The sequence below is a fragment of the Rheinheimera sp. ATLC3 genome, assembly GCF_059429535.1.
In genome coordinates this window covers 4,029,597-4,055,598 of record NZ_CM182103.1, presented here as the reverse complement: position 1 = coordinate 4,055,598, position 26,002 = coordinate 4,029,597, and the positions used below count along the sequence as shown (strand labels likewise).

Here is a 26,002-nt window from a genome sequence, read left to right as displayed (position 1 = left end):
GTAAAGCCTGCTCAGTATCCGTATTACAACCTAAATCCGCTACGCTTTAATATCGTTGACAGCATGCAAAACCCGTTTTACCGATATAGGGTAAGGCGTACCAAGCTGCTGCGCGTGCAAAGATACCTTAAGCTCTTGTAACATCCAGTAAATGTCTTGTACCGGCGCCGGTAGTACTTTGCTGCCAGCAAATTTACCTAACAGATTATGATAAGCGTCAAAGGCTTTTTGATATTCAAGCATTAACAACCTGTCACGCTGCGGATCAACAGCCAGCTTTTCCAGCCTTTTCTGCATTGCCTGTAGATAGCGAATTAAATCATCCAGCTTTGCGGCACCATGAGCGCTGACAAAGCCTTTGAATATCAACTCATTCAGCTGTTGTTTTACGTCACCTTGCGATTGCACATGTGCCAGATCTACCCGGCCTTTCAGCCGTTTTTGAATGTCGTGGCACAAGGTAAGTATCTGCTCGACTTTAAGTGCTATTGATACCACCGTATCGCCAAGCTCTGCTCTGACTTGCTCCCGAAGCATAGCAAAGCTTCGTTCATCATCGGGCAAACCAGCTTGCTCTACCAATGAATCAATACCGGCGGCGATACAGTCGTCAATCAGCTCCAGTACCCTGCCAAACGGATTAAAATACAAACCCAATTTTGCTTTGTTTGGTAACGATTCCTGCAGATATTTCACCGGTGAAGGGATATTTAACAGCAGAAGTCTCCTGAGCCCGGTTTTTGTCGATGCCAGCGCCTCTTGTGGATTGTCCAGCAGCCTTATTGCGACAGAGTCCCTCTCGTCAACCAATGCCGGGAAGGCTTTGATTTCATAGCCTGCTTGCAGCTTTACATATTCACGCGGCAAGGAACCAAAACTCCACTGTGTCAGTTGTTCCTGCTCTATTCCCTGCTCAGCTACCTGACTCAAACTTTGCTGCACCTCGCCTTGCAACCCTTGCTTGAGTATGCTTAAAGAACGGCTTTGTTGCAGCACTTTGCCACTGTCGTTAACCACCTTGAAGTTCATTTTTAGATGAACCGGCACACTGCTCAGCTCCCAGGCATCCTCGGGGATCGTCACACCTGACATTCGCTTTAAGCGATTGCTGACGGCGTCGAGTAATTTTCCATCCTGCGGACTAATGGTCTGCATTAACGCATCAGCATAATTCGGTGCCGGCACAAAGTTACGCCGGTACTGTTTAGGCAAAGCTTTAATCAGCGCAACCAATAGTTCATGCCGAAGCGCCGGAATTAACCAGTCAAAACCCTGATCTTCTATCTGATTTAGCAGTGCCACCGGGATAATTAAACTCACGCCATCGTCTATTTCACCAGGCGCAAAGTGATATTCCAACGGCAATGTTAAATTTCCCTGTTGCCACTGCTCCGGAAATTTATCGGCGGTGATATCGCTGGCATCACGGGATAACAGGCTGTTGGGGTCAAAATTCAGATAGGTTTTATCTTCGCTACGCTTTTGTTTCCACCATTTAGCAAAATCAATGCGGTTGTTCGCCCACTGCGGCACACGCTCTGCATAAAATGTCGCCAGCGTATCTTCATCAACCAGAATATCGCGCCGGCGTGATTTTTCTTCTAATGCAGTTACGTCATCGATTAGCCGCTGATTATGCTGTAAAAAGGTTTCATTGCTGCCCAATTCCTGATTTACCAGCGCTTCGCGAACAAAGATATTATGGCTAACCGCAGGGTCAATTTTGCTGTATAAAACCGCCCTTTTAGGCACTATCACCAGGCCATACAGACTGACCTGCTCATAGGCAATAACGGCACCACGTTTTTTCTCCCAGTGTGGCTCGCTATAACTGCGCGTAACCAGATGCTGCGCAAGCGGTTCTATCCACTCCGGTTCTATCTTCGCCAGCGTTCTGGCGTATAATTTACTTGTTTCTACCCACTCTGCGGCGGCTACCCATTTCGGCTTACGTTTAAATAAATGACTGCCCGGAAACACAAAAAAGCGGGTCTGGCGCGGGCCAAGGTAATCGGCGTCTGAGTCTTTAAAACCGATCTGCCCCAGCAGCCCACTTAATACCGCCTGATGTATAACCTGATAACCCGCTGGCTGCGGATTCAGCTTATAACCCTGCTCTTGCATCAACTGCGTCAGTTGGGTATTTAAGTCTTGCCATTCACGTACACGCAGATAGTTTAAAAATTCCTGGCGGCATAACCGGCGGAACTGGTTGTTGCTTAAGGCGTCCTGCTGCTCTTGCAGGTACTGCCACAGCTTAAGCCAACTGGCAAAATCCGAATCAGGATCGGCGAAGCGGGCATGATACTGATCAGCCTTTTGCTGCTTATCCAGCGGTCTCTCGCGTGGGTCTTGTATCGACAATGCGGCTGACAGTACCAATAACTCATTTAAACCACCGTTCTCAGCGGCAAATAACACCATACGCGCTAAACGCGGGTCTATCGGTAAACGCGCCAGTTTGCGGCCAAGTTCGGTTAGCTTAAGACCACCCTTGCCGCGTTGCGCTGGTATTGCGCCAAGCTCTTCCAGCAGTTTAATACCGTCATTAACGAAACGACTGTCCGGCCGTTGTAAAAAGGGAAAAGCCGCAATGTCGCCAAGGCCAAGCGCCAGCATCTGCATGATGACAGAGGCCAGATTGGTGCGCAGTATTTCAGGATCAGTAAACTCTGGCCTGCTGTTAAAATCTTCTTCACTGTATAAGCGAATGCAAATACCCGCCGCCACACGGCCACAGCGGCCTTTACGCTGATTGGCGCTGGCTTGGCTTATGGCTTCTATCGGTAACTGCTGCACTTTCGAGCGATAACTATAGCGCGATAATCTGGCCGTACCGGGGTCTATCACATAGCGAATACCCGGTACTGTCAGTGAAGTTTCTGCAACGTTAGTCGCCAGCACAATACGCCGGCCGGCATGACTTTGAAAGATCCGGTTTTGCTCTGCCGCGCTTAATCTGGCATACAACGGCAGTACTTCGGTGTGGGGTAGCTTTAACTTCTCCAGCGCGTCTGCCGTGTCCCTGATTTCACGTTCACCGTTTAAGAAAATCAGAATATCGCCGGGCGGTTCCCGGTATAGCTCCTCCACCGCATCGAAAATACCCTGTAACTGATCCGCATCTTTATCGTCCTGCTCACTGACCGCACGGTAACGGGTCTCTACCGGATAAGTACGGCCCGATACTTCAATAACAGGAGCATTGAAAAAGTGTTTGGAAAAACGCTGTGGATCTATCGTGGCTGAGGTAATAATCAGCTTCAAATCAGGCCGCTTGGGCAACAATTGTTTTAAGTAACCCAGCAGGAAATCAATATTCAGGCTGCGCTCGTGCGCTTCATCAATGATTAAAGTGTCATACTGGTTTAGAAATCTATCCTGCTGAATTTCAGCCAGTAGAATACCGTCTGTCATCAACTTCACAAAAGTGTTGTCGTTAGTATGATCACCAAAACGGATTTTATACCCGACCTGATTACCAACCTGGCACTGCAGCTCTTCGGCAATACGATCACAAACGCTGCGCGCAGCCAAACGACGCGGCTGGGTGTGGCCAATCATGCCAGCCACGCCTCGTCCAAGCTCGAGACAAATTTTGGGGATCTGTGTGGTTTTACCCGAGCCGGTTTCACCGGCGATGATGACTACCTGATGAGCAGCAATAGCCGCTTTGATATCGTCTTTTTTCTCAGACACCGGCAATTGAGGAGGGTATGTCACTTTAGGCAAACCCTGCAAGCGCGCAGCACACAGTGACTCTGAACGGGCAATATCGGCAGCAATACGTTGCAACAGAGTCAGTTTTGCCTCGTCAGCCAGCGATTTACAGTTATGTAAACGCCTGCGCAAACGAAACTGATCTTTTAACAGACAGTTATTGGTGCGGGAGATTAAATCAGATACAGAAATAGCAGCTTCAGACAAAACAACGCCCTCGTAAACAGAGGGCGCAATGCTACCAAGAGCGACGGGTAAAGATCCAGCCTTTAAGCTTGTCTGCTTTAGCCTACTTTACCGTAATGCGAATGCAGCTCTTTATCTATCGCTGCCAATACATCAGAGCGGGTAATAATACCAAGTAGATAGCCATCGTCATCTACCACCGGGTACAACTTGGGTTTGGCTTTTAACATAATTTGCGCCAGGTCGATAATGCCGTCATATTCCTTCACCGTTAATACCGCCGGATTCATTACATCAGCAACCCTGGCGGCTTGCTGATCATGATAGGTAGAAGTCAGCATGCGCTGCAAACAGTCTTGCTCTGAAACAAACCCCACAATTTTTTTATGTATATCTATCACCGGCCCGCCGGTCTGCCGTCCTCTGATCAACCGGTCTACGGCCATTTCAACCGGCATATCAGCAGTAAATGTTACCGGATAGCGGTTCATATAATCGGCCACTTTTAATAAGTCCATGCGCCCTCCCTTATACTGTATAACTCGCGTCAGACTCTGATTAAGCGTAGCCGAGTTTTTCCGCTGCGGTGTAATTATTCCCCGTTAGCAAAAATCTCACTGATAGCATCTTTGCCTTCTGTTTTCATTGCCCGGTACATACCTTCAGTGTTAAACACCCAGCTCAAACGGCCACTTTTGTCCACAACAATGACGCCGCCGTCTCCACCAACCTGTTTTAGCTCTGCAATCACTTCTTTTGCAGCTGCTTGTGCACTTTTGTTCTGGTATTTCGCGCGACTGCATATTTCGCTGGCGACCTGATAGCGGATAAAGTATTCGCCATGACCAGTCGCTGAAACTGCACAGCTGTTGTTGTCAGCGAAGTTGCCGGCACCAATTACAGGTGCATCACCTATCCGGCCAAAGCGTTTTGCCGTCATGCCACCTGTCGACGTCGCCGCCGCCAGATTGCCACTGCGATCAATCGCCACGGCACCAACAGTGCCCATTTTCCAGGCCGGATCGTTAGGCACTGCGGCCTGATGCGGTTGAGGAGACATTGCCTGTTTGGCCCGTTTTAATGCCTCATAACGGAACTCAGTATCAAAATAGCGGTTCTCTACCAGTTCCAGCTGCTGCTCTTTAGCAAATTGCTCCGCGCCTGTGCCCGCCAGCATTACATGCACAGATTTCTCCATTACTGCCCGTGCCAGCAGTATTGGGTTCTTCACATTCGTCACCCCGGCTACAGCGCCAGCATTGCGATCGCGGCCATCCATAATAGACGCGTCCAGTTCATGTGTTTCATCATAGGTATATACCGCGCCTTTGCCGGCATTGAACAAGGGGGAATCCTCCAGCACGATAACTGCAGCGGTTACCGCTTCCACGCTTGAACCACCGCGCTCCAATACGGCATACCCTTGCTCAACGGCATGCTTTAACATCACGTGATATGCCTGTTCTTGCTGTTCAGTCATTGTCGTACGGCTAATGGTTCCGGCACCGCCGTGTATCACTATGCCAATCGGCTTGTCAGCAGCCGAGACTGTAATTGAAAAACTGAGCAAAGCTGTTGCGAATAACGTTTTCATTGTTAAAATCCCTGAAACCCTTATCAGTTCTTTGTACTTGATCCACCACAAAATCACAACCGGCTATCCCATCCAATTACCCCAACCTGCTCATTATCAGGTAGAACCTGTTAGTAAAATCACCGTTCTACACTATATTTGTTAGGTAGTTCTAACACTGGGATCTGTATGAAGTTAACGATACTGGTCGTTTTAATGCTGTCATCTTTAAGTGCCTGTCAATCAACACAAAGCACTTCATTGCCTGTGCCTGAAGAACTCCTGATAGCGTCTCAGTTTGGTACCAGCACAACAGAAATTGAAACACCGGAGCAAATCTTTGCGCTGCCGGACACAACCAAACAGGATCTCAATCGCATTGTTACCAATACTCTATCAATCGAAGAGAGAACTAAGGCCGCACTTCAGTTGATATTTTCTTATGCCCAGGATGGGCTGCTGTATGACAACACCGCAACAAAAACGGCCAGTGAAACCATAGCGTCAGGCAAAGCAAACTGCCTGAGCTTATCGATTCTGACCTACAGCATGGCGAAAGAGCTGGGAATGAGCGCCACTTTTCAGGATATTCAAATTCCGGAATACTGGACCAGCGCATTCAGACAAACCTGGTTAAACGGCCATATTAATCTGAGACTTAAACATCAAAAAACACCCCAAAAATCTTCAGGAATTATCTTGCTGGGTAAAGACCTGGTTGTCGATTTTGATCCTTACAGCCTCAAACACCAATTTGAGGAAAAGTCAGTAGCACCGGCAACCGTTGTGGCAATGTTTTATAACAATAAAGCCGCGGTTGCATTTGCTAACGAACAATATGCCAATGCTTATGAATACTATAAGGCTGCAGCACAAGCAGATCCTGCATTTTCCGTTACTTGGTCTAACCTGGGAGTATTGTTCCGTGTTAACGGCATGCACGAACTGGCCGAAACCAGTTACAAGTACAGCCTTGCGCTTGAGCCGGACGTTACCAATACCCTTGCTAACTTAGCCGTGCTTTACCGGCAAACAGGTAATATGGTGGACGCTGAAGCGCTGGAAAAACGCGTACTGGCGAAACGTAATGACAACCCCTACTATTTTTTGATGTTGGGCAATGAGGCTTACCGAAATGCCGATTATACCGGGGCGAAAAAATACTACGAAAATGCCATCAGTCTGGATACAAAAAATCACGAGGCATATTTTGGTCTGGCACGAAGCTACTATGCGCTTGACGACACCGTATCTGCGGTCAGATATATGAAAAAGGCCAAACGTAATGCGCCCTCTGATGACGAACAGCAGCTTTACGAGCACAAATTGTCGGTATTAAATCAGGTAGCCAGGCTGCACTAAGCCAACCCTGATAGCGTGCAATGCAAACGCTGCTCAGGCATCCCCATACTTAACACATAGGGTATTTGTCTATGTTGTAAATCGGTGAAATCTTGCTTTGATGTCAGCCCTTGCCATTTAATTTGTATCAGGCTTTGTGCTACAGCGCTACCCGCCCCCGCTCCCGGGCCCAGCAGTATAATATGCTCAGGTGCAAACTCTTTTACTGCCACTTGCAATGCTTTGCTAAAGTCATAGGTCTGACAAACCTGATGCTGCAGCGTATAATGCTGCAGCGCAGCTAAATCACAGCCCAGCCCAGGCCAGATATGGCCCCGACCGTCAACCAATGGCAGCTGAGGCTGGTTAAAACGGGTAGCAGGCCACCTGGTGAGTGCGCTATCAGAGGCACTCTGCATCAACGCAGTATGAAATCCGGCATGCCCTGTTAATAACAAAGGAAACCTATCATCGCAGGGAGGTAGTGCAGACATCGCAGCTTTAACAGCAGCTTCAGTGCCTGCCAGCACGGCATAGCCACCGTAGGCAATAGACATAAATAACTCTGATTGGTGCAGTGTCAATTGGTGCTGCACCAGCGCCTGGCGCACCGGATCCGGCCGCCAATTATCGTCAACAACCGGATAAATAAACTGTGCCCCACTGCAGGCTGCCGTTAGCTGCGCCATATCTGTCACCAACTGCATGCCTGTTTCAGCACTAAGAACACCTGCACACCCCAGCGCAGTGTACCAGCCCATAGAGTTACCCGTTACTGCAACAACTTCGAACTGATTGAAATCAATAGCCGCATAATCAGCAACGCCGGCGGCAAAAATAAGCGCAGCAGCGTTGTCTGCTTTAGTATGCACTGCGCGATTAAATACAGGCATGCTTTCCAGTTCTGTTACCGTCGTCAGCGCAGCTTCAGCTCTGGCGTTATCAAATTGCGCCATTAACGCGGCTTCAGGAGTGTGATTTCTGACATAACCGTATTCCGTTTTATTGTAAGTACCGCGCCCGGGACAGACCACCAATGCCGTTCTTTTCACTTAACCACCTCGTTGACTGGCACGCCCAACATATTAAGGGCGCGCTGTACAATTTGCTGTTTGGATGGCAAAACACTATAGGCCGCAGCGCCAAGCGGAATAAAACTATCTTCAGCACATAGACGCTGGATTTGATAATGTCCGGGTTTTGCTTCATGCAAAGCGGTAAAAAGCTCTTCACTTAGCGAGCCGCGCCGACGGCACTCATCGACAATCAGCACTTTGTTGCAGCCATGCAGCGCAGTAATAATGTGCTCAATGTGCAGCGGTACCAGTGTACGTAAATCAATTACTCTGATCCGATATTGCTGCAGACGCAACTCCAGCTCAGCCTGCCTGCTGAGATAATAACCATTGCCATAACTGATAATAGCTAAATCACGGCCCTCACCATACACTGCCGGCATCCCCAACGGCGGAACCGGCGCTTGTGGTTCAGGGTAATGGCATAACCAGCCGCCATCACCCGTTTCTGCCAAATCTCTTGTCATATAAAGCGCTATGGGTTCCAGCATTATGACCAGCCTTTTCTGCTGATGCGCTAATTGAACTGCCTGACGAAGCAGTAATACGGCATCGTGTCCATTTGAAGGGCACAGCAAGACAATACCTGGTATATCTCTGAATACTGCAAACGAATTATCGTTATGAAAATGGCCGCCGAAACCGCGCTGATAAGCCAAGCCAGCAATACGGATCACCATCGCATTATGATATTGCCCATTGGAGAAAAATGGCAATGTTGCTGCTTCACCACGAATTTGATCTTCAGCATTATGCACATAAGCCAGAAACTGTATTTCAGGGATCGGAATAAATCCTTGCTGTGCAAGTCCGATAGCCATTCCGAGAATACTTTGCTCATCCAGTAATGTGTTAACAACCCTATTACTGCCAAATGCATGCACTAAATGCTGGGTAACACCATAAACTCCGCCTTTCTTGCCAACATCTTCGCCGAAAACAACGGAATTTTTATATTGCGCCAGCACATCATGCAATGCCCAATTTAATAGCTTAGCCAGATGTTGTTTTTTACCTACGTTGTGTTGGTCGAATGCAAATAACTGCTGATGAGCCTCTTCCGATAGCAAAGCGGGTACCGGCACAGCATCACGCTGCGGTGCAATCGACGCCATGACCTGTTGCGCCGATACCAGCTTAGGCTGGCAGCTGGCGACAGCAGCAACTCTGCCTATTTGTAAAACCAAAGCATCCAATTGCTTCTGCAATTGCACCGTGCTTATTTGGGCTGTGGCCAGTAACGCGGCTGTGCTGCTAAGTAGCGGATCCTGCTCGAGTTCTGCGTCTATCTGTGCCTTGGTTCGATATGCAGCTTCGGCATCAGCGCCGGCATGGCCGAATAAACGTACCGTCGACAAATGCAACACGGCAGGTTTACGTTTACTGCGCACATAGTCTGCAGCCCGCCGACTGACATGATAAGCCTGCGCCAAATCACGGCTGTCGGCAGCGAAATACTTCAGCGCGGGCCGGTCGGCTAAGTCCTGTTCTATCCAGCCGCTTGGCGTGGGTGTCGAAATACCCAGGCCATTATCCTCACAAACAAATAATATGGGCACAGGCACTTGCTGATAAGCAGCCCAACACGCTGAGTTTATAGCACCTTGTGCTGTTGAATGATTTGCCGACGCATCACCAAAGCTGCAAAGTACTATCGCATCATGTGGCCATTGCCCATCCAGTTGCAGTCGCTTGGCTAAATCCACAGCGAAGGCCGCACCAACGGCTTTTGGTAATTGTGACGCTATAGTGCTGGTTTGTGGTGGGATATTAAGCGCAAGGCTGCCAAGCACTTTATGACGCCCACCGGATATAGGATCATCGCTGCTGGCGCAAAACGACAGCAACATATCATACAAGGGGGTTGTTCCGCCTAACTGCTTACTACGCTCGATAAAGAACGCACCGCTGCGATAGTGTAAAAACGCAGGGTCGGTTACACGCAGGGCTGCAGCTACTGCGGCATTACCTTCATGGCCGGCGCTGCCAATAGTGTAAAAACTCTGACCTTTAGCCTGCAGCTGCCTTGATTGCAGATCGAGCAAACGACTACACAACTGGCTGTGCCACAATTGATAGAGCGTTGCATAATCAATGTGATGGCTACTGCTATGCACAGGTAAATTGCCATGTTGTAACCGCTGGCGATATTGTGATACCCAAGGATGTTCAGCATCGGACATAAGAGTTCCCCTCAGGCTAACTGATTAAACGCCGCTAAACGCCTGCAAGCCGGTTTGCGCCCGGCCCAGTATCAAAGCATGCACATCATGGGTGCCTTCATAGGTATTAACCGCCTCCAGATTCATCACATGACGGATCACATGATATTCATCGGCTATGCCATTACCACCGTGCATATCACGGGCAACCCGGGCAATATCCAACGCCTTGCCACACGAGTTACGTTTAATAAGTGAAATTGTTTCCGGCGCTAACAAATTCTGATCCATCAAACGTCCGGCCTGCAGACAAGCTAACAGACCTATGCTGATTTCTGTTTGCATGTCAGCCAGCTTCTTCTGAATTAACTGATTAGCTGCCAAAGGCCGGCCAAATTGCTGCCTGTCCAGCGTGTATTGGCGCGCGGCATGCCAGCAAAACTCTGCAGCGCCAAGCGCACCCCAGGCAATACCGTAGCGCGCTTTATTTAGGCAACCAAAAGGGCCCTTCAAACCACTGACATTAGGTAGCAAGGCATCTTCTGCCACTTCTACGTTATCCATTACAATCTCGCCGGTAATGGATGCGCGCAGTGAAAACTTTCCTTCTATTTTCGGCGCAGAAAGGCCTTTCATGCCTTTTTCAAGCACAAAACCACGGATCTCGCCGTCAAGTTTGGCCCACACGACAAATACATCGGCGATTGGCGAATTGGTGATCCACATTTTACTGCCGTTAAGCACATAACCGCCGGCTACTTTCTTCGCGACCGTGCGCATGCTGGCAGGATCTGAACCTGCATCAGGCTCGGTTAAACCAAAACAACCAACCCACTCGCCTGTGGCAAGTTTTGGCAAGTACTTCTGCCGTTGCGCTTCAGAGCCATAAGCATGGATCGGGTGCATAACAAGAGAAGATTGCACACTCATTGCACTGCGATATCCACTATCAACCCGCTCCACCTCGCGTGCGATAAGGCCATAGCAAACATAATTTACGGCAGAACAGCCATATTTCTCCGGCAATGTAGCGCCAAGCAGCCCAAGTTCACCCAGCTCATACATAATTTCGCGGTGGAAATGTTCTTCGCGGTTGGCCATCAATACACGTGGCATGAGCTTGTCCTGACAATACTGATGAGCACTATCCCGGATCATGCGTTCTTCTTCGGTAAGCATTGCGCTAAATGCAAAAGGGTCCTGCCAGTCAAAATGTGCGCGTGTCATAGCAAATTCCTTAATAAAACCAGCGAAATAATTTTTGTTATGGCCAGATTAGCCTGCTTTGATGTACAGTTAAAATATAATAATTCTGTATCAGGTATAGCTTTTACCTATGGATATTCGTCAGCTGAATTATTTTGTTGCCGTCTATGAACAAGGTAGCGTCAGTGCTGCAGCCCGATACTGTTGCGTAGCACAGCCATCTTTGTCTGCAGCACTGCGCCAGTTAGAACAAGAGCTTGGCGTGACATTGTTTTTGCGTCTTCCCAAGGGTGTATTACCAACAGAAGACGGTGAAAAACTCTACGGTCACGCCGGGCGGCTGCTTGGGCAGCTGCAGTCACTTAAAGCCTCATTCCGGGAACCTGTCGCCAGAGTTAAATTCAGGCTGGGGCTTATCCGGGCCTTAGGTGTAGAGCGCATGAGTCAGCTGCTACGCGAGTTCAGTAACAGCGTTGCCGGGCTGGAACTGCATTTGGTAGAGCCTGAAGAGCCTTGTGATGCCAGGATTATCACACCACATCAGCTAAAAGCGGGTGAAGCATTTCAGCCCATCTGGCGCGACAGTTATCTGCTGGCAATGCCACCCGGTACTGCGCTTAGCCTGCAACAACAAATCCAGCTTACGGATTTTGAGCAATTACCCCTGATTAAACGCACCCCCTGCGATGCCTGGAATATTCTCTACCCTGAGTTAGTCCGCCTTGGTATTAAACCGGATATCCGTGCTGATATTCAAACCATCGAGTATGCACTTGGTCTGGTCTCTGCCGGTGTTGGCTGCGCGTTGGTACCGAACTTCGACTCTTTGCTGCAGCGGCAGGACATAACGTTAAGCACGATAACCTCACTCAATTTACAGCGCGAAATCGGCCTGGCCTATCCTAAAAATCAGGATTCGGTGTCACTGACAATATTGCGCCAACTGTGCAAAACTGTCGGCTGAATATCACCGTTGTCGTTCCTGAATCAGGGTAAGTTGATCTGTCGCAATACGAACATAGTGCAGATTGTATAAAGTGCCGGACAGATTATTTCGACGCCTGGATTGCACAGCATAATGCCCGATACCTCAGACACTTCACTGCATGATAATGACCCTGTGATAGCCACTGTTGCGCTAAAACAGCTGGTTTGCTGCGGTAGTGATCAAACAGTGCGCGACGCCGCTATTTTAATGCGCCGCCACAGCATAAGCAGCGTGTTAATCGTTGCACCCGACAATGGCAGAGTCTGTGGTATCTGGACGGCGGCAGATACCAGGAAGTTGGATTTTGGCAAACCGGGTACCGCTGACACTCTTTTGCTGAATGTCATGAGCTCACCGGTGCGTAGTGTGAAAAACAGCAGCAGGCTCAGCAGCGCAGCAGGCATAATGTTACAGCATGGTATTCGCCGTTTATTGGTTGAAGACCCATCCGGCAACCCGGTCGGTCTTTTGACACAAAGTGATATTGTCAGGCAACAGAGAATAGAGTTTTACCTGCAGTTTCGCGACGTCAGTTCATGCATAAACAAAGAGCCACTGCATCTGCAAGCGTCTTTGCCTTTGTCTGCCGCTGTCGTTCAGATGCATCAGCATGATGCTGACGCCGCTGTCGTTCAGTTCGAAAATGGTGAACAAGGTATTCTCACTGAGCAAGATTTGATTGGCTTTCTGACGCAGCATGACACTAACCCAGCTGTTGCAATGCTGGCTACTACGCCACTGGTCAGCATGAGCGCTAACGCTACACTGCTGCAGGCGGTGCGTTTGCTGACAGACAACCAGCTACGGCATGTCGCCGTAAAACAGGATAACAGGTTAATCGGTTTATTATCGTTCAACGACATCCTGCGTAACGTCGAATATGCCTATGTTGACCAATTAAGAACGGCGCTGATGGCCCGGGACGTAGCGTTAAGAACGTCGGCCGATTATCTGCGGTTAGCGCATAAAGTTATCGATGCGTCGCTCGATGGCATTATGATTACAGACCACAACGGTATTATCCAATCAGTAAATCCAAGTTTCTGTAATATCACCGGATATTCGTTACAGGAAGTCGTAGGACAAAGCCCGCGTCTGCTCAGTTCAGGCCTGCATCAAACAGAATTTTACCGCGATATGTGGCAGGTATTACTGCAACATGGCCATTGGCAGGGCGAAATCTGGAACAAACGCAAAAATGGAGAGCTTTATCCACAGTGGCTTACTATTACGGCTATCCGCAATGAACAGCAGCAGATAAGCCAGTTCGCAGCAATCTTCAGTGATATCACTGAACGCAAGCAGCAAGAGCAAAAAATCCATCAACTGGCCTACATTGATGAATTAACCGGGCTGGCAAACCGTCGCATGTTTTTTGACCGGCTGCAACTTAGCCTCGCGAATGCACAACGTCACAATCATAAGCTCGCGGTGTTATTTCTCGATTTAGACTTATTCAAACGTATCAATGACACCCTTGGACATCAGGCCGGTGATCAGGCACTGAAAGAGGTAGCGCGCAGAATTAGCGAAACAGTGCGCGAAGGCGAATCCGTCGCCAGACTGGGCGGCGATGAATTTACCATCTTATTGCCTGAGATTCACCAGACAGATCAGCTGGAGTGCTTAGCCAGGCGCTTGATTAAACAGATAGAAAAACCAGTACGGCTGCTGGACCAGGAGTTTTTCCTGACAACCAGCATAGGTATTGCGGTATTTCCGCAGGATGGTGCTAATGCTGAGCAACTGGTTAAGCATGCCGACGTTGCGATGTATCAGGCAAAAAACAGTGGCCGTAACCAGTACTATTTTTACCATGCCAGCGCCGGGCAACAGAGTGTCGATGAGTTGAAACTGGAGCAGGCATTGCGCGAAGCACTGCGCTTACAGCAACTCGACGTGTATTATCAGCCTAAATTTACGCTGGACACTCAACAGTTAGTTGGGCTCGAAGCACTGGTACGTTGGCAGCATCCTCAGCTGGGGGTTATGTCCCCTGCCCAATTCATTCCGCTGGCAGAAAAATTGGGGCTTATCACTGCACTTGGTGAGCAAGTTCTGCAGCGGGTGTGCATGCAGTTGAAACAATGGCATGGCAGCACTATACCTGTATCGGTAAACATATCGGCGCTGCAGCTTGCTGACTCAGCGTTTGTTACCCGGTTACACCATATTATCCGGTTGGCAGACGTGCCACCACAGCGGATAGAGCTGGAGTTAACTGAAAGCTGCCTGATCCCCGAACAAGCAGAGCAAACCCAGTATCAGCTGACCCAACTTAAAGCGTTAGGCTTCAAATTGTCTATTGACGACTTCGGCACCGGATACTCTTCGCTATCTTATTTAAGACGTTTACCCATTGATACACTGAAGATTGACCAGAGCTTTGTCAGGGATATCCCCGGCAACCGCGGAGCCTGCCAAATCGTCAACGCTATTATTGCTATGGCCAAAGCGCTGGGGTTAGATGTTATCGCTGAAGGTATTGAACATCAGCAGCAACTGGAGTTTTTACGCCAGGCTGGCTGCAATCAGGGCCAGGGTTATCTGGTTTCCGCACCACGGCCGGCACAGGAGTTTGCATCGCTGTTTAAGGCTGACATAGCAGAGTCTGGCTAAAACCGAGCCATGCTCGTAATGAAGTCGTTTGGCTTTAGCCCTCAGCCTACCTATACTTCTGACAAAAGTATCCATTTTGGCGGTAGAGAATGACGCAGCATTCAGATCCAGACAACACAGCTTCAACCCAAGACCCCAAACGGCAACCGCCACTTTCGCACCGCGACGCAGAGGCAGCAAGCCCTGAAGACAGCTCAGTATGTGGCGAAGAAGACCCAGGGTCAGCACTCGAAAGCTTAGTTGACGATAAGTAGCGCACCGTTGCCAGTCTGATGTTATGATCGCGCCTTTCTATTCTGGCAGAAAACATATAACAGTACTGAACTATGTCTACACAAATGTCTTATTATTTCCACGACTATGAGACCTGGGGCGCAGACCCCAAGCGTGACCGGCCCGCGCAATTTGCCGGTATCCGTACAGATTTGGATCTGAATATTATTGCCGAACCAGATGTTTGGTATTGCCAGTTAGCGAATGATTATCTGCCCCATCCGCAAGCTGCGCTTATTACCGGTTTAACCCCTCAGCTGTGTAATAAAAAAGGCCTGCCGGAAACTGACTTTATGCAGCGCATTTTAAGCCGGTTCAGTGAGCCCAATACCTGCGTAATCGGTTATAACAACCTGCGTTTTGATGACGAAGTGACCCGGCACAGTTTGTTCCGAAACCTTTACGAGCCATACAGCCGTGAATGGCAGCATGGTAACAGCCGCTGGGACGTTATCGATATGGTTCGCGCGTGTTATGCACTTCGCCCGGAAGGAATAAACTGGCCACTGCGTGAAGATGGCAGCCCAAGCTTTAAATTGGAAGAGCTGACAAAAGCCAACGGCCTGGCACATGAACAGGCCCATGATGCGTTATCAGATGTGCATGCCACTATCGCAATAGCCAGGCTGATTAAACAACAGCAACCAAAACTGTTTGCCTATTTGTTTGAACTGAGACAAAAAAACAAAGCCGCTGAACTGATTGACGTTGCGGGCATGACACCTCTGGTTCATGTTTCATCGAAGTTTCCGGCAAGCTCAGGCTGTGTTAGTTGGATAGTGCCACTAGCCTTTCACCCGACAAATAAAAACGCTGTAATCTGTTACAACCTGCAAGCTTCGCCCGAACCATTGCTGCATGACGACATTACTGCGCTGAAAGAAAAACTGTACACCAAAACAGCTGATTTAGCTGATGGCGAGCAACGGCTTGGTTTAAAACTGGTGCATTTGAATAAATGCCCGGTTCTGGCGCCGGCGAAAACGCTGAGTGAAAGCCGGGCGGCCGAGCTTGGTATTAACCGGGCGATGTGCCTTGAACATTTAGACTGGCTGCGACAACACCGGATTTCTCAAAGCAAAGCCATCGAACTTTATCAGCAACTGGATGAGTATCCCACCGAGACAAACCCGGATTATCAGTTATACAGCGGTTTCATCAGCAACGCCGATAAACAAAAAATGCAGCAACTGCATGAGCTGCCGCCTGAGCAACTTGGCAGCAATGCACCGGTTTTCGCTGACGACAGGCTGAATAATCTGCTGTTTTTATACCGGGCGCGTAATTATCCTCACAGCCTGACCGACAGCGAGCAGCAAAAATGGCAACGCTACCGTACTGACAAATTGATGCACGGTTTGGATAAACCTAACCTGACCATGGAAGAATTCAGTCTGGCGCTGGAGAATCTGGCACACGAACATGCCAGTGATGAGCAGAAAATGAAAATTCTGAAGTCGCTGTATTTGTACGTTCAGAGCCTGTAAAAAAGCCGTTGCAGCACCCACAGTGCTCAGATGTTTTTATACTGAGCCTTGAATTTCGTTGGTAATACGTGAATACTTAGCGCCATCTTGTCGGAGTGCCCAGCTGTTTACAGCGGGCTGAGACCGTGAAAACGGGATCCGTTGAACCTGATCAGGCTAATACCTGCGAAGGGAAACAAGGGGCTATACCATATCCTACCCAGCATAGGTCCGCACTGCGCCCTAGCTGTATGTGATTATCTGCCCTACTCCGGACAAGCAACCTCAACTTGAAAACCGGAGCTTGCTATGTCTGCTACAACTATATCCAAACGTGACCTACGCGCCCATGCCCGAGCCTATATTCAGGCATTGCAGGGTGAAACTTTCCCAGGTTCTAAACGCCGCTATTTGCACTGTGAACACAGCGGAGTCAGGGTGCCAGTGCGGGATATTCATTTAAGCCATAGTCATCTGGCGGATGGCAGCATTGAGCCGAACCCCGCTTTAGCGGTGTATGACACATCAGGACCTTATGGCGACCCAGCCCAACCGTTAGATGTACTACGAGGTTTGCCCAAGCTGCGCGCAAACTGGATAGCTGCGCGTAACGACACCGAAGATTCCCCCTTGCCGGCTTTTGCCGATATTGCACTTGACGAGCAGATAACTGAGTTCACGCATCAACGGCTACGCGCCAAACAGGGCAAAACGGTTACTCAGCTGCATTATGCCCGCGCGGGTATCATTACCGCCGAAATGCACTTTATTGCCCTGCGCGAAAACATGGCGGCTACTGACGATGGTATTGCCAGGCATAAGGGAGAAAGCTTTGGCGCAGCCATTCCAGGACAGATAACAGCAGAGTTTGTCCGCAGCGAAGTTGCAGCCGGGCGCGCTATTATCCCGGCTAACATCAACCACCCTGAAGCCGAACCAATGATTATCGGCCGTAACTTTAAGGTAAAAGTGAATGCCAACATTGGTAATTCCTCCGTCAGCTCAAGCATTGAAGAAGAAGTAGAAAAACTGGTTTGGGCAACACGCTGGGGCGCAGACACCATAATGGATCTGTCAACCGGACGCCGCATCCACCAAACCCGCGATTGGATCCTGCGTAACAGCCCGGTGCCGGTAGGTACAGTACCCATTTATCAGGCACTGGAAAAAGTAAACGGTGATGTCAGCAAGCTAAACTGGCAGATTTTTTACGACACACTGGCTGAACAGGCAGAGCAAGGTGTTGACTATTTCACTATCCACGCAGGCGTATTAAAAGACTTCATCAGCTTAACGGTGAGCAGGGTTACCGGCATTGTCTCCCGCGGTGGTGCTATCATGGCGCAGTGGACACGGCTGCACCAACAGGAAAATTTTCTCTATCAGCATTTTGAAGATATCTGCAAACTGTGCGCCGCCTACGATATTTCGCTGTCATTAGGTGATGGCCTGCGTCCGGGTAGCATTGCCGACGCAAATGATGAAGCTCAATTTGCCGAACTGCGCACTTTGGGTGAGCTGACAAAAATTGCCTGGCGCTACAATGTTCAGGTGATGATTGAAGGGCCGGGCCATGTGCCAATGCAACTTATACAGCAAAACATGACGGAACAACTAAAACACTGCCACGAAGCACCGTTTTACACTTTGGGGCCCCTGACGACTGACATTGCTCCTGGTTATGATCATATTACCTCTGGTATAGGCGCTGCGATGATAGGCTGGTTTGGATGCGCCATGTTGTGCTACGTAACACCAAAAGAGCACCTGGGGCTTCCCAACAAAGAAGATGTAAAACAAGGGCTAATTGCTTATAAAATTGCCGCCCATGCTGCCGATCTGGCCAAAGGCCACCCAGCTGCTCAGCTACGTGACAATGCTCTGTCTAAAGCACGCTATGAATTCCGTTGGCAAGATCAATACAACCTGGCGTTAGATCCCTTTACCGCCAAAGCTTACCACGACGAAACGCTAAGCCATGAAGGTGCTGATACTGAGCAATTTTGCTCGATGTGCGGGCCAAAGTTTTGCTCAATGCGATTAAACCAGCAAATTAAACAAGATGAGGAGATTGCAGATGCCTGATCCCTCCCCCACCAAACCTATAGTGTGGACTATTGCCAGCTCAGATAGCGGTGGCGGCGCAGGGATCCAGGCCGATTTACATACGTTCAGCGCGCTGGAATGCCATGGCTGTAGTGTTATAACAGCTGTGACAGCACAAAATAGTTGCCAGGTGATTGGCTATGAAGCCGTCAGCCCTGCACTGTTGTGTGCTCAGTTAAACTGTCTGCTGGAAGACTTGCCACCGCGGGCGGTTAAAATTGGGCTTATTCCCGAGCCCGAGCTGCTTCAACTGCTTGCTGACTGGCTAAGGCAACACAAAGCTGCTTACCAGTTTACTGTGATTGCCGATCCGGTGCTAAGCAGTAGTTCAGGATACGATTTTATCAGCCAGAGCAGTTTAAGTATCTGGCGCCGTCAACTGATGCCATTGCTGGATCTGATCACACCTAACCTGCCTGAACTGGCGCTGCTCAGTGGTTTACCACAGGCATCAGAACAACAGCAGGCAGATCAGTTACTCGCCGCAGGGGCAAAATCTGTCCTGATAAAAGGCGGCCATAGCGATAGCAGACAATTTGTCTGCGATACGCTGCGAACTGCTGCCAGGCCAGATATTATACTCAGCCACAACCGGCTGCCCACGAAAAATAATCATGGTACAGGCTGTGTGTTGTCCAGTGCTATCGCAGCATCTGCTGCCCATAATTACACACTGATTGATTCAGTTATTATTGCCCGAGCTTATCTGCAGCAAGCGCTAAGTCTGAGCTATACCACTGGTAAAGGGGCGGGCTGCCTGCAGCATCATTCCTGGCCGGAAAATCCGCTATATTTCCCTCATCTGCCAGAGCCACTGCAAGCCCGGCAGGAGGACCTGGCTTTTGCTGCTATGGTTTCACCTATAGGTCTCTACCCTGTTGTCGATAGCGTACAGTGGTTATTATCGTTGTTACCCTGTCAGCCAGATGTCATCCAGCTAAGACTAAAGCAAGGTGATGCCAAAGATATTGAACAACAAATCAAGCAAGCAATAAACCTGAGTCGCGACTATGGTTTACGGCTATTTATAAATGATCACTGGGAATTAGCCATAAAACATGGTGCCTATGGCGTCCATCTTGGACAAGAAGACCTGCTACAAGCTGACCTTGCGGCTATTGCATCAGCAGGCCTTCGTCTTGGCATATCGACCCACAGTTATACAGAGTTACTGATTGCGCGACAGTTAAAGCCTTCTTACATCGCGCTGGGTCACGTTTTTGCTACCCAAACCAAGTGGATGCCATCAAAACCTCAGGGATTGACGAAGCTAAAACGCTATGCGGCACTGTGCCGCGATATCCCAACAGTTGCAATAGGCGGCATTGGACTACAGCAGATCAAAGATGTTGCGGCCTGCGGTGTCGACGGTATTGCTGTCGTATCTGCAATTACCGCACAGCATAAACCCCAGCAGGCGTATAACGACCTGCTGCAGCAATGGAGTAGCTATCATGCATATAACAGTTAATGACGATCCTTTTCAGCTTGAAGCCATCAGCACGGTCGAACAATTGGTAACGCGGTTGGGGCTGGATCCAAACGGGCTGGCAGTTGCAATCAACAACAATGTATTGGCTAAGCGGCTATGGCCGGAGCACCGGTTAGCACCTGCCGATGCGGTACAATTTTTCCAGCTGGTAACAGGAGGCTAGTCATGCTGACTATCGCCGATAAAGCCTTTCACAGCCGCTTGCTACTTGGCAGCGGTAAATTTGCCAGCGCGGCATTGATGCAACAGGCAATTGTTGCCAGCGAAACGCAGCTTATCACTCTGGCATTAAAACGTGTGCAACTTGGTAAGCCGCAAGATGACTTACTCACTCCGCTACGCCAGCTTAATATTCAGCTGCTACCCAATACCTCAGGCGCAAAAACGGCAAAAGAGGCAATTCTGGCCGCAGAGCTGGCCCGTGATGCACTGGACACAAACTGGCTAAAGCTTGAAATCCATCCGGATCCACGCTATTTGATGCCGGACCCGCTAGAGACACTGCTGGCAGCCGAGCAACTGGTTCAACGTGGCTTTGTTGTCTTGCCATACTGCGGTGCCGACCCGGTATTATGTAAACGCCTGGAGCAAGCCGGTTGCGCGGCAGTAATGCCTCTGGCGGCCCCCATTGGTTCGAATCTTGGTTTGCAAACCGAAGCTATGCTGCGCATTATTATTGAACAGGCCGGTGTACCGGTGATCATTGATGCAGGTTTAGGCTACCCATCACATGCTTGCGCCGCAATGGAACTTGGTGCGGCAGCAGTGCTAATCAATACGGCCATTGCGACAAGTCATTCACCGGTATCAATGGCAAACGCCTTTAAGCTGGCAGTTCAAGCCGGTCGCTCAGCCTATGAAGCGGGCTTATCATTGCAACACTCCACAGCTAAAGCGTCCAGCCCACTTACTAAATTTTTGGCATCGTTATGACATTTCACGATATCTGGCAAACGCTAAGCTGGCATGACACTCAGCTAAATAGTCATAACTATACGGCGCAGCAAGTGCAGGCAGCGATAGCTAAAAGCAAACTGACGTTTAACGACTTACAGGCGTTACTGTCGCCCACAGCAACGTCGTTCTTGCCACAGATAGCCGACAGAGCAGGTTTATTGACCAGACAGCGCTTTGGCGCCACGGTACAATTTTATGCTCCGCTCTATTTATCTAATCTGTGCGCCAATGAATGCAGCTACTGTGGTTTCTCTATGAGCCAGAAGATTAAGCGTAAAACACTGACTGTTGAAGAAGTTGAACAGGAATGCCTGGCGTTAAAAGCACTGGGCATCGATCAGGTTCTGCTGCTCACCGGAGAGCATGAACACAAAGTTGGTATGGCATATTTTCGCACGGTAATCCCGGTAATAAGACGATACTTCAGCAGCCTACAGCTCGAAGTCCAGCCACTCGCCGTATCAGAATATGCCGAACTCCGGCAACTTGGCGTCGATGCGGTAATGCTATACCAGGAAACCTATCAGGCAGGCGCCTATCAACGGCACCATATTAAAGGGCGCAAAGCAGATATGCCATGGCGGCTTAACGGCCCGGACAGAATTGGTCAGGCCGGCATCGATAAGATAGGCCTTGGTGTTCTGCTTGGACTGACAGACTGGCGTACCGATGCAGTTATGCTTGCCCAACATCTGCAGTATTTGCAAAAACGATACTGGCAATGCCGCTTTAGCCTGTCTGTGCCCAGGATCCGCCCCTGCAGTGGCGGTGGTATCGCTGATAACACTGTTACAGACAGAGATCTCATCCAACTGATATGTGCATTTCGTCTATTTGCGCCAGAACTGGAGATAAGCCTGTCAACGCGTGAGTCGGCAGAATTTCGCCGCGCTGTTGCTCCACTAGCCATTACCAGTCTGAGTGCTGGTTCAAAAACGCAACCCGGGGGGTATAGTGTAGCACCGGAAAATCTGCAGCAGTTCAGCATTGATGACGACCGTTTACCTTCACAGGTCGCTGCAGACATGATTGAGCAAGGGTTGCAGCCAGTCTGGAAAGATTGGGAAGCTTGCCTCGGCCGTTGACGCTAACAGTTCTGATAAGCCCGCATAGCGGGCTTTTTTATGGGCGGCCAGCAGGTGGTAACATTCGATGCAGTTTTATGTGGGCAATAAAACCCGCCGCGTTGTTGAGAGTGTTGAGTATTGTGCTTCGGGGCGTGCAACGGTGAACGATACGTTCTGGCCGCCAAACACAAAAAGGCCTACCGGTTAAGGTAGGCCTTCTGCTTTATGAGGCGCCTGGCGGTGAACTACTCTCGCATAGCGAATGCTACACTACCATCGTCGCAGCTGCGTTTCACTTCTGAGTTCGGAATGGGATCAGGTGGTTCCACAGCGCTATTGCCACCAGGCAAAAACGGTTTACTGTCTTTAACTTAGCAAGCTTGTAGTATGCACACTGTATTTCTGTTGGCTTTTCAGCCTAAAACATCTTTGGCGTTGTATGGTTAAGCCTCTCGGGCAATTAGTATGAGTTAGCTTAACGCCTCACAGCGCTTCCACACCTCACCTATCAACGTTGTGGTCTCCAACGACCCTTTAGCAGACTTAAAGTCTGAGGGATGACTCATCTTGTGGCCGGCTTCCCGCTTAGATGCTTTCAGCGGTTATCCGTTCCGAACGTAGCTACCGGGCAGTGCCATTGGCATGACAACCCGAACACCAGCGGTTCGTTCACTCCGGTCCTCTCGTACTAGGAGCAACTCCACTCAATCATCCAACGCCCACGGCAGATAGGGACCGAACTGTCTCACGACGTTCTAAACCCAGCTCGCGTACCACTTTAAATGGCGAACAGCCATACCCTTGGGACCGACTTCAGCCCCAGGATGTGATGAGCCGACATCGAGGTGCCAAACACCGCCGTCGATATGAACTCTTGGGCGGTATCAGCCTGTTATCCCCGGAGTACCTTTTATCCGTTGAGCGATGGCCCTTCCATACAGAACCACCGGATCACTATGACCTACTTTCGTACCTGCTCGACGTGTCTGTCTCGCAGTTAAGCTGGCTTCTACCATTACACTAACCGTACGATGTCCGACCGTACTTAGCCAACCTTCGTGCTCCTCCGTTACTCTTTAGGAGGAGACCGCCCCAGTCAAACTACCCACCAGACACTGTCCGCAATCCCGATTCAGGGACCTACGTTAGAACATCAAACATACAAGGGTGGTATTTCAAGGACGGCTCCACGATAACTGGCGTTACCGCTTCAAAGCCTCCCACCTATCCTACACATGTAGGGTCAATGTTCAGTGCCAAGCTATAGTAAAGGTTCACGGGGTCTTTCCGTCTAGCCGCGGGTATACGGCATCTTCACCGCAATTTCAATTTCACTGAGTCTCGGCTGGAGACAGCCTGGCCATCATTACACCATTCGTGCAGGTCGGAACTTACCCGACAAGGAATTTCGCTACCTTAGGACCGTTATAGTTACGGCCGCCGTTTACCGGGGCTTCGATCAAGAGCTTCGCTTGCGCTAACCCCATCAATTAACCTTCCGGCACCGGGCAGGTGTCACACCCTATACGTCCTCTTACGAGTTTGCAGAGTGCTGTGTTTTTAATAAACAGTTGCAGCCAGCTGGTCACTGCGACTCTTCACTGCTTACGGAGCAAGTCCTTCACAGCAAAGAGCGTACCTTCTCCCGAAGTTACGGTACTATTTTGCCTAGTTCCTTCAGCCGAGTTCTCTCAAGCGCCTTGGTATGCTCTACCTGACCACCTGTGTCGGTTTAGGGTACGGTCACCAATACCTGAAGCTTAGAGGCTTTTCCTGGAAGCATAGCGTTAGCAACTTCGTCACCGTGGTGACTCGTCTCGTATCTCAGTCTTAAGCATCCGGATTTTCCTAAACGCTCAACCTACATACTTTCACGCGGACTACCAACGCCGCGCTTGCCTAGCTTTCTCCGTCCCCCCATCGCAGTATTGGCCGGTACGGGAATATTAACCCGTTTCCCATCGACTACGCCTTTCAGCCTCGCCTTAGGGGCCGACTCACCCTACCCTGATTAGCATGGGATAGGAACCCTTGGTCTTTCGGCGGGGAAGTTTTTCACTCCCCTTATCGTTACTCATGTCAGCATTCGCACTTCTGATACCTCCAGCAACCCTCCCGGGTCACCTTCACAGGCTTACAGAACGCTCCTCTACCACTTGTGCAAGCACAAGTCCGCAGCTTCGGTGAATGATTTAGCCCCGTTACATCTTCCGCGCAGGCCGACTCGACTAGTGAGCTATTACGCTTTCTTTAAAGGGTGGCTGCTTCTAAGCCAACCTCCTAGCTGTCTATGCCTTCCCACATCGTTTTCCACTTAATCATTACTTTGGGACCTTAGCTGGCGGTCTGGGTTGTTTCCCTTTTCACGACGGACGTTAGCACCCGCCGTGTGTCTCCCGAGTAGTACTCATTGGTATTCGGAGTTTGCATGGGGTTGGTAAGTCGGGATGACCCCCTAGCCCAAACAGTGCTCTACCCCCAATGGTATTCGCTCGAGGCGCTACCTAAATAGCTTTCGAGGAGAACCAGATATCTCCGAGCTTGATTAGCCTTTCACTCCGATCCACAAGTCATCCCCATCTTTTTCAACAGATGTGGGTTCGGTCCTCCAGTTAGTGTTACCCAACCTTCAACCTGCTCATGGATAGATCGCCCGGTTTCGGGTCTACACCCTGCAACTATTCGCCCAGTTAAGACTCGGTTTCCCTACGGCTCCCCTATTCGGTTAACCTCGCTACAGAATGTAAGTCGCTGACCCATTATACAAAAGGTACGCAGTCACACCACGAAGGTGCTCCCACTGCTTGTACGTACACGGTTTCAGGTTCTATTTCACTCCCCTTACAGGGGTTCTTTTCGCCTTTCCCTCACGGTACTGGTTCACTATCGGTCAGTCAGGAGTATTTAGCCTTGGAGGATGGTCCCCCCATGTTCAAACAGGATACCACGTGTCCCGTCCTACTCGTTTTCACTAAAAAGGCATTGTCGTGTACGGGGCTATCACCCTGTATCGCTCATATTTCCACATGATTCCACTAACACCAATCCAGCTTAAGGGCTACTCCGCGTTCGCTCGCCGCTACTAACGGAATCTCGGTTGATTTCTTTTCCTCGGGGTACTTAGATGTTTCAGTTCTCCCGGTTTGCCTCCTTAACCTATGTATTCAGTTAAGGATAGTGAGTAAACTCACTGGGTTTCCCCATTCGGACATCTGCGGGTCTAACGCCTCTTACCGGCTTCCCACAGCTTTTCGCAGGTTAGTACGTCCTTCATCGCCTCTGACTGCCAAGGCATCCACCGTGTACGCTTAGTCACTTAACCATACAACCCAAAAATGTTTTTGTGTCGTACAGTGTGCTTTGCTATACACTCTCTCGCTTGAGTTCGAGAGGTTGCTTAGCTTGTTTTTTACTACTATCAGCTTGCCAAATTGTTAAAGAGCAGTTTGAGATTAAACTCAAATCAAATCATTCTCGTAAGAACAGTTTCATTTGAATTTCAACACACTAAAGGAATGGTGGAGTTAAGCGGGATCGAACCGCTGACCTCCTGCGTGCAAGGCAGGCGCTCTCCCAGCTGAGCTATAACCCCAATCTAGTTAATTTCGCTTTAGACAAGGCGCTTTCCTGTGAAGCATACTTAGGTATGCAAGCAGGGAAGCAACGCCGTATAACGCGGAATTTGGTGGGTCTGAGTAGACTCGAACTACCGACCTCACCCTTATCAGGGGTGCGCTCTAACCACCTGAGCTACAGACCCAATCTGTACG

At 49.6% G+C, this 26,002-nt stretch carries 15 protein-coding genes, 2 tRNA genes, 2 rRNA genes and 1 riboswitch; of the genes, 9 read left to right on the top strand and 10 right to left on the bottom strand.

The genetic code is table 11. From position 1 onward, the window contains the following. Window positions 1–39 precede the first annotated feature (39 nt). From hrpA to AC5SV9_RS18915, 3 genes are all read right to left on the bottom strand, one after another. Window positions 40–3,927, bottom strand: a complete 3,888-nt coding sequence (gene hrpA, locus AC5SV9_RS18925; RefSeq protein ID WP_475150751.1) for an ATP-dependent RNA helicase HrpA — start codon at window positions 3,925–3,927, stop codon at window positions 40–42. 77 nt (window positions 3,928–4,004) lie between these two features. Next, window positions 4,005–4,424, bottom strand: a complete 420-nt coding sequence (locus tag AC5SV9_RS18920) for a CBS domain-containing protein (protein ID WP_475150754.1) — start codon at window positions 4,422–4,424, stop codon at window positions 4,005–4,007. A gap of 74 nt (window positions 4,425–4,498) precedes the next feature. After that, entirely contained in the window at window positions 4,499–5,500 is a 1,002-nt protein-coding gene (locus tag AC5SV9_RS18915; RefSeq protein WP_475150756.1) for an isoaspartyl peptidase/L-asparaginase family protein, read from the bottom strand. Between the two features lie 168 nt (window positions 5,501–5,668). Here AC5SV9_RS18915 and AC5SV9_RS18910 point away from each other — a divergent pair, with 168 nt between their 5' ends. Further along, window positions 5,669–6,841: a tetratricopeptide repeat protein gene (locus AC5SV9_RS18910; RefSeq protein ID WP_475150758.1), complete on the top strand. Its 1,173-nt coding sequence runs from the start codon at window positions 5,669–5,671 to the stop codon at window positions 6,839–6,841. Here AC5SV9_RS18910 and AC5SV9_RS18905 read toward each other — a convergent pair. Genes AC5SV9_RS18905 through AC5SV9_RS18895 form a run of 3 tightly spaced genes read right to left on the bottom strand, consistent with a single transcriptional unit; the run spans window position 6,838 to window position 11,285 of the window. Next, a complete protein-coding gene (locus AC5SV9_RS18905; protein ID WP_475150759.1) occupies window positions 6,838–7,872 on the bottom strand; it encodes a malonyl CoA-ACP transacylase in 1,035 nt (344 codons plus the stop codon). The genes AC5SV9_RS18910 and AC5SV9_RS18905 overlap by 4 nt on opposite strands. Further along, the gene (locus tag AC5SV9_RS18900; protein WP_475150761.1) at window positions 7,869–10,079 is read right to left on the bottom strand and encodes a thiamine pyrophosphate-dependent enzyme; all 2,211 of its coding nucleotides are present in this window, start codon (window positions 10,077–10,079) and stop codon (window positions 7,869–7,871) included. Before AC5SV9_RS18900 ends, AC5SV9_RS18905 begins: the two co-directional genes overlap by 4 nt. 24 nt (window positions 10,080–10,103) lie before the next feature. Continuing rightward, window positions 10,104–11,285 (bottom strand): acyl-CoA dehydrogenase, encoded by a 1,182-nt coding sequence (locus AC5SV9_RS18895; protein WP_475150764.1) that lies wholly within the window; start codon window positions 11,283–11,285, stop codon window positions 10,104–10,106. Window positions 11,286–11,394: 109 nt separating this feature from the next. On the opposite strand from AC5SV9_RS18895, the gene AC5SV9_RS18890 reads away from it, so the two are divergent. The 8 genes from AC5SV9_RS18890 (at window position 11,395) to thiH (ending at window position 22,250) form a co-directional block, all read left to right on the top strand. After that, window positions 11,395–12,228, top strand: coding sequence for a LysR family transcriptional regulator (locus tag AC5SV9_RS18890; RefSeq protein ID WP_397472307.1), 834 nt, complete (start codon window positions 11,395–11,397; stop codon window positions 12,226–12,228). Window positions 12,229–12,342: 114 nt separating this feature from the next. Then, complete coding sequence (locus tag AC5SV9_RS18885) at window positions 12,343–14,871, top strand: EAL domain-containing protein (protein ID WP_475150767.1); 2,529 nt, start codon at window positions 12,343–12,345, stop codon at window positions 14,869–14,871. 326 nt (window positions 14,872–15,197) lie between these two features. Beyond that, entirely contained in the window at window positions 15,198–16,631 is a 1,434-nt protein-coding gene (gene sbcB / locus AC5SV9_RS18880; RefSeq protein ID WP_475150769.1) for an exodeoxyribonuclease I, read from the top strand. Window positions 16,632–16,712: 81 nt separating this feature from the next. Then, window positions 16,713–16,823: riboswitch (TPP riboswitch) on the top strand. A 96-nt stretch (window positions 16,824–16,919) separates the two neighbouring features. Continuing rightward, window positions 16,920–18,695, top strand: a complete 1,776-nt coding sequence (gene thiC, locus AC5SV9_RS18875) for a phosphomethylpyrimidine synthase ThiC (protein WP_475150772.1) — start codon at window positions 16,920–16,922, stop codon at window positions 18,693–18,695. Beyond that, entirely contained in the window at window positions 18,688–20,187 is a 1,500-nt protein-coding gene (thiE, locus tag AC5SV9_RS18870; protein WP_475150773.1) for a thiamine phosphate synthase, read from the top strand. Before thiC ends, thiE begins: the two co-directional genes overlap by 8 nt. Then, window positions 20,171–20,371, top strand: coding sequence for a sulfur carrier protein ThiS (gene thiS / locus AC5SV9_RS18865; protein ID WP_475150775.1), 201 nt, complete (start codon window positions 20,171–20,173; stop codon window positions 20,369–20,371). The genes thiE and thiS overlap by 17 nt, the downstream gene beginning before the upstream one ends. A 2-nt stretch (window positions 20,372–20,373) precedes the next feature. Beyond that, complete coding sequence (locus AC5SV9_RS18860) at window positions 20,374–21,141, top strand: thiazole synthase (protein WP_475150777.1); 768 nt, start codon at window positions 20,374–20,376, stop codon at window positions 21,139–21,141. After that, a complete protein-coding gene (thiH, locus tag AC5SV9_RS18855) occupies window positions 21,138–22,250 on the top strand; it encodes a 2-iminoacetate synthase ThiH (protein ID WP_475150778.1) in 1,113 nt (370 codons plus the stop codon). Before AC5SV9_RS18860 ends, thiH begins: the two co-directional genes overlap by 4 nt. A 214-nt stretch (window positions 22,251–22,464) precedes the next feature. Here thiH and rrf read toward each other — a convergent pair. The 4 genes from rrf to AC5SV9_RS18835 form a co-directional block, all read right to left on the bottom strand. Then, window positions 22,465–22,579: ribosomal RNA gene (gene rrf, locus AC5SV9_RS18850) — 5S ribosomal RNA — on the bottom strand. 92 nt (window positions 22,580–22,671) lie between these two features. Continuing rightward, a 23S ribosomal RNA gene (locus tag AC5SV9_RS18845) occupies window positions 22,672–25,554 on the bottom strand. Between the two features lie 194 nt (window positions 25,555–25,748). Next, window positions 25,749–25,824 (bottom strand) — tRNA-Ala (locus AC5SV9_RS18840). Window positions 25,825–25,915: 91 nt separating this feature from the next. After that, window positions 25,916–25,992, bottom strand: a tRNA-Ile gene (locus AC5SV9_RS18835). Window positions 25,993–26,002 lie beyond the last annotated feature (10 nt).

Coding starts and splice junctions, on each gene's coding strand:
- AC5SV9_RS18920 (WP_475150754.1), bottom strand. CDS start 4,424: ATGGACTTATTAAAAGTGGCCGATTATATGAACCGCTATCCGGTAACA.
- AC5SV9_RS18915 (WP_475150756.1), bottom strand. CDS start 5,500: ATGAAAACGTTATTCGCAACAGCTTTGCTCAGTTTTTCAATTACAGTC.
- AC5SV9_RS18910 (WP_475150758.1), top strand. CDS start 5,669: ATGAAGTTAACGATACTGGTCGTTTTAATGCTGTCATCTTTAAGTGCC.
- AC5SV9_RS18900 (WP_475150761.1), bottom strand. CDS start 10,079: ATGTCCGATGCTGAACATCCTTGGGTATCACAATATCGCCAGCGGTTA.
- AC5SV9_RS18895 (WP_475150764.1), bottom strand. CDS start 11,285: ATGACACGCGCACATTTTGACTGGCAGGACCCTTTTGCATTTAGCGCA.
- AC5SV9_RS18890 (WP_397472307.1), top strand. CDS start 11,395: ATGGATATTCGTCAGCTGAATTATTTTGTTGCCGTCTATGAACAAGGT.
- AC5SV9_RS18885 (WP_475150767.1), top strand. CDS start 12,343: ATGCCCGATACCTCAGACACTTCACTGCATGATAATGACCCTGTGATA.
- sbcB (WP_475150769.1), top strand. CDS start 15,198: ATGTCTACACAAATGTCTTATTATTTCCACGACTATGAGACCTGGGGC.
- thiC (WP_475150772.1), top strand. CDS start 16,920: ATGTCTGCTACAACTATATCCAAACGTGACCTACGCGCCCATGCCCGA.
- thiE (WP_475150773.1), top strand. CDS start 18,688: ATGCCTGATCCCTCCCCCACCAAACCTATAGTGTGGACTATTGCCAGC.
- thiS (WP_475150775.1), top strand. CDS start 20,171: ATGCATATAACAGTTAATGACGATCCTTTTCAGCTTGAAGCCATCAGC.
- AC5SV9_RS18860 (WP_475150777.1), top strand. CDS start 20,374: ATGCTGACTATCGCCGATAAAGCCTTTCACAGCCGCTTGCTACTTGGC.
- thiH (WP_475150778.1), top strand. CDS start 21,138: ATGACATTTCACGATATCTGGCAAACGCTAAGCTGGCATGACACTCAG.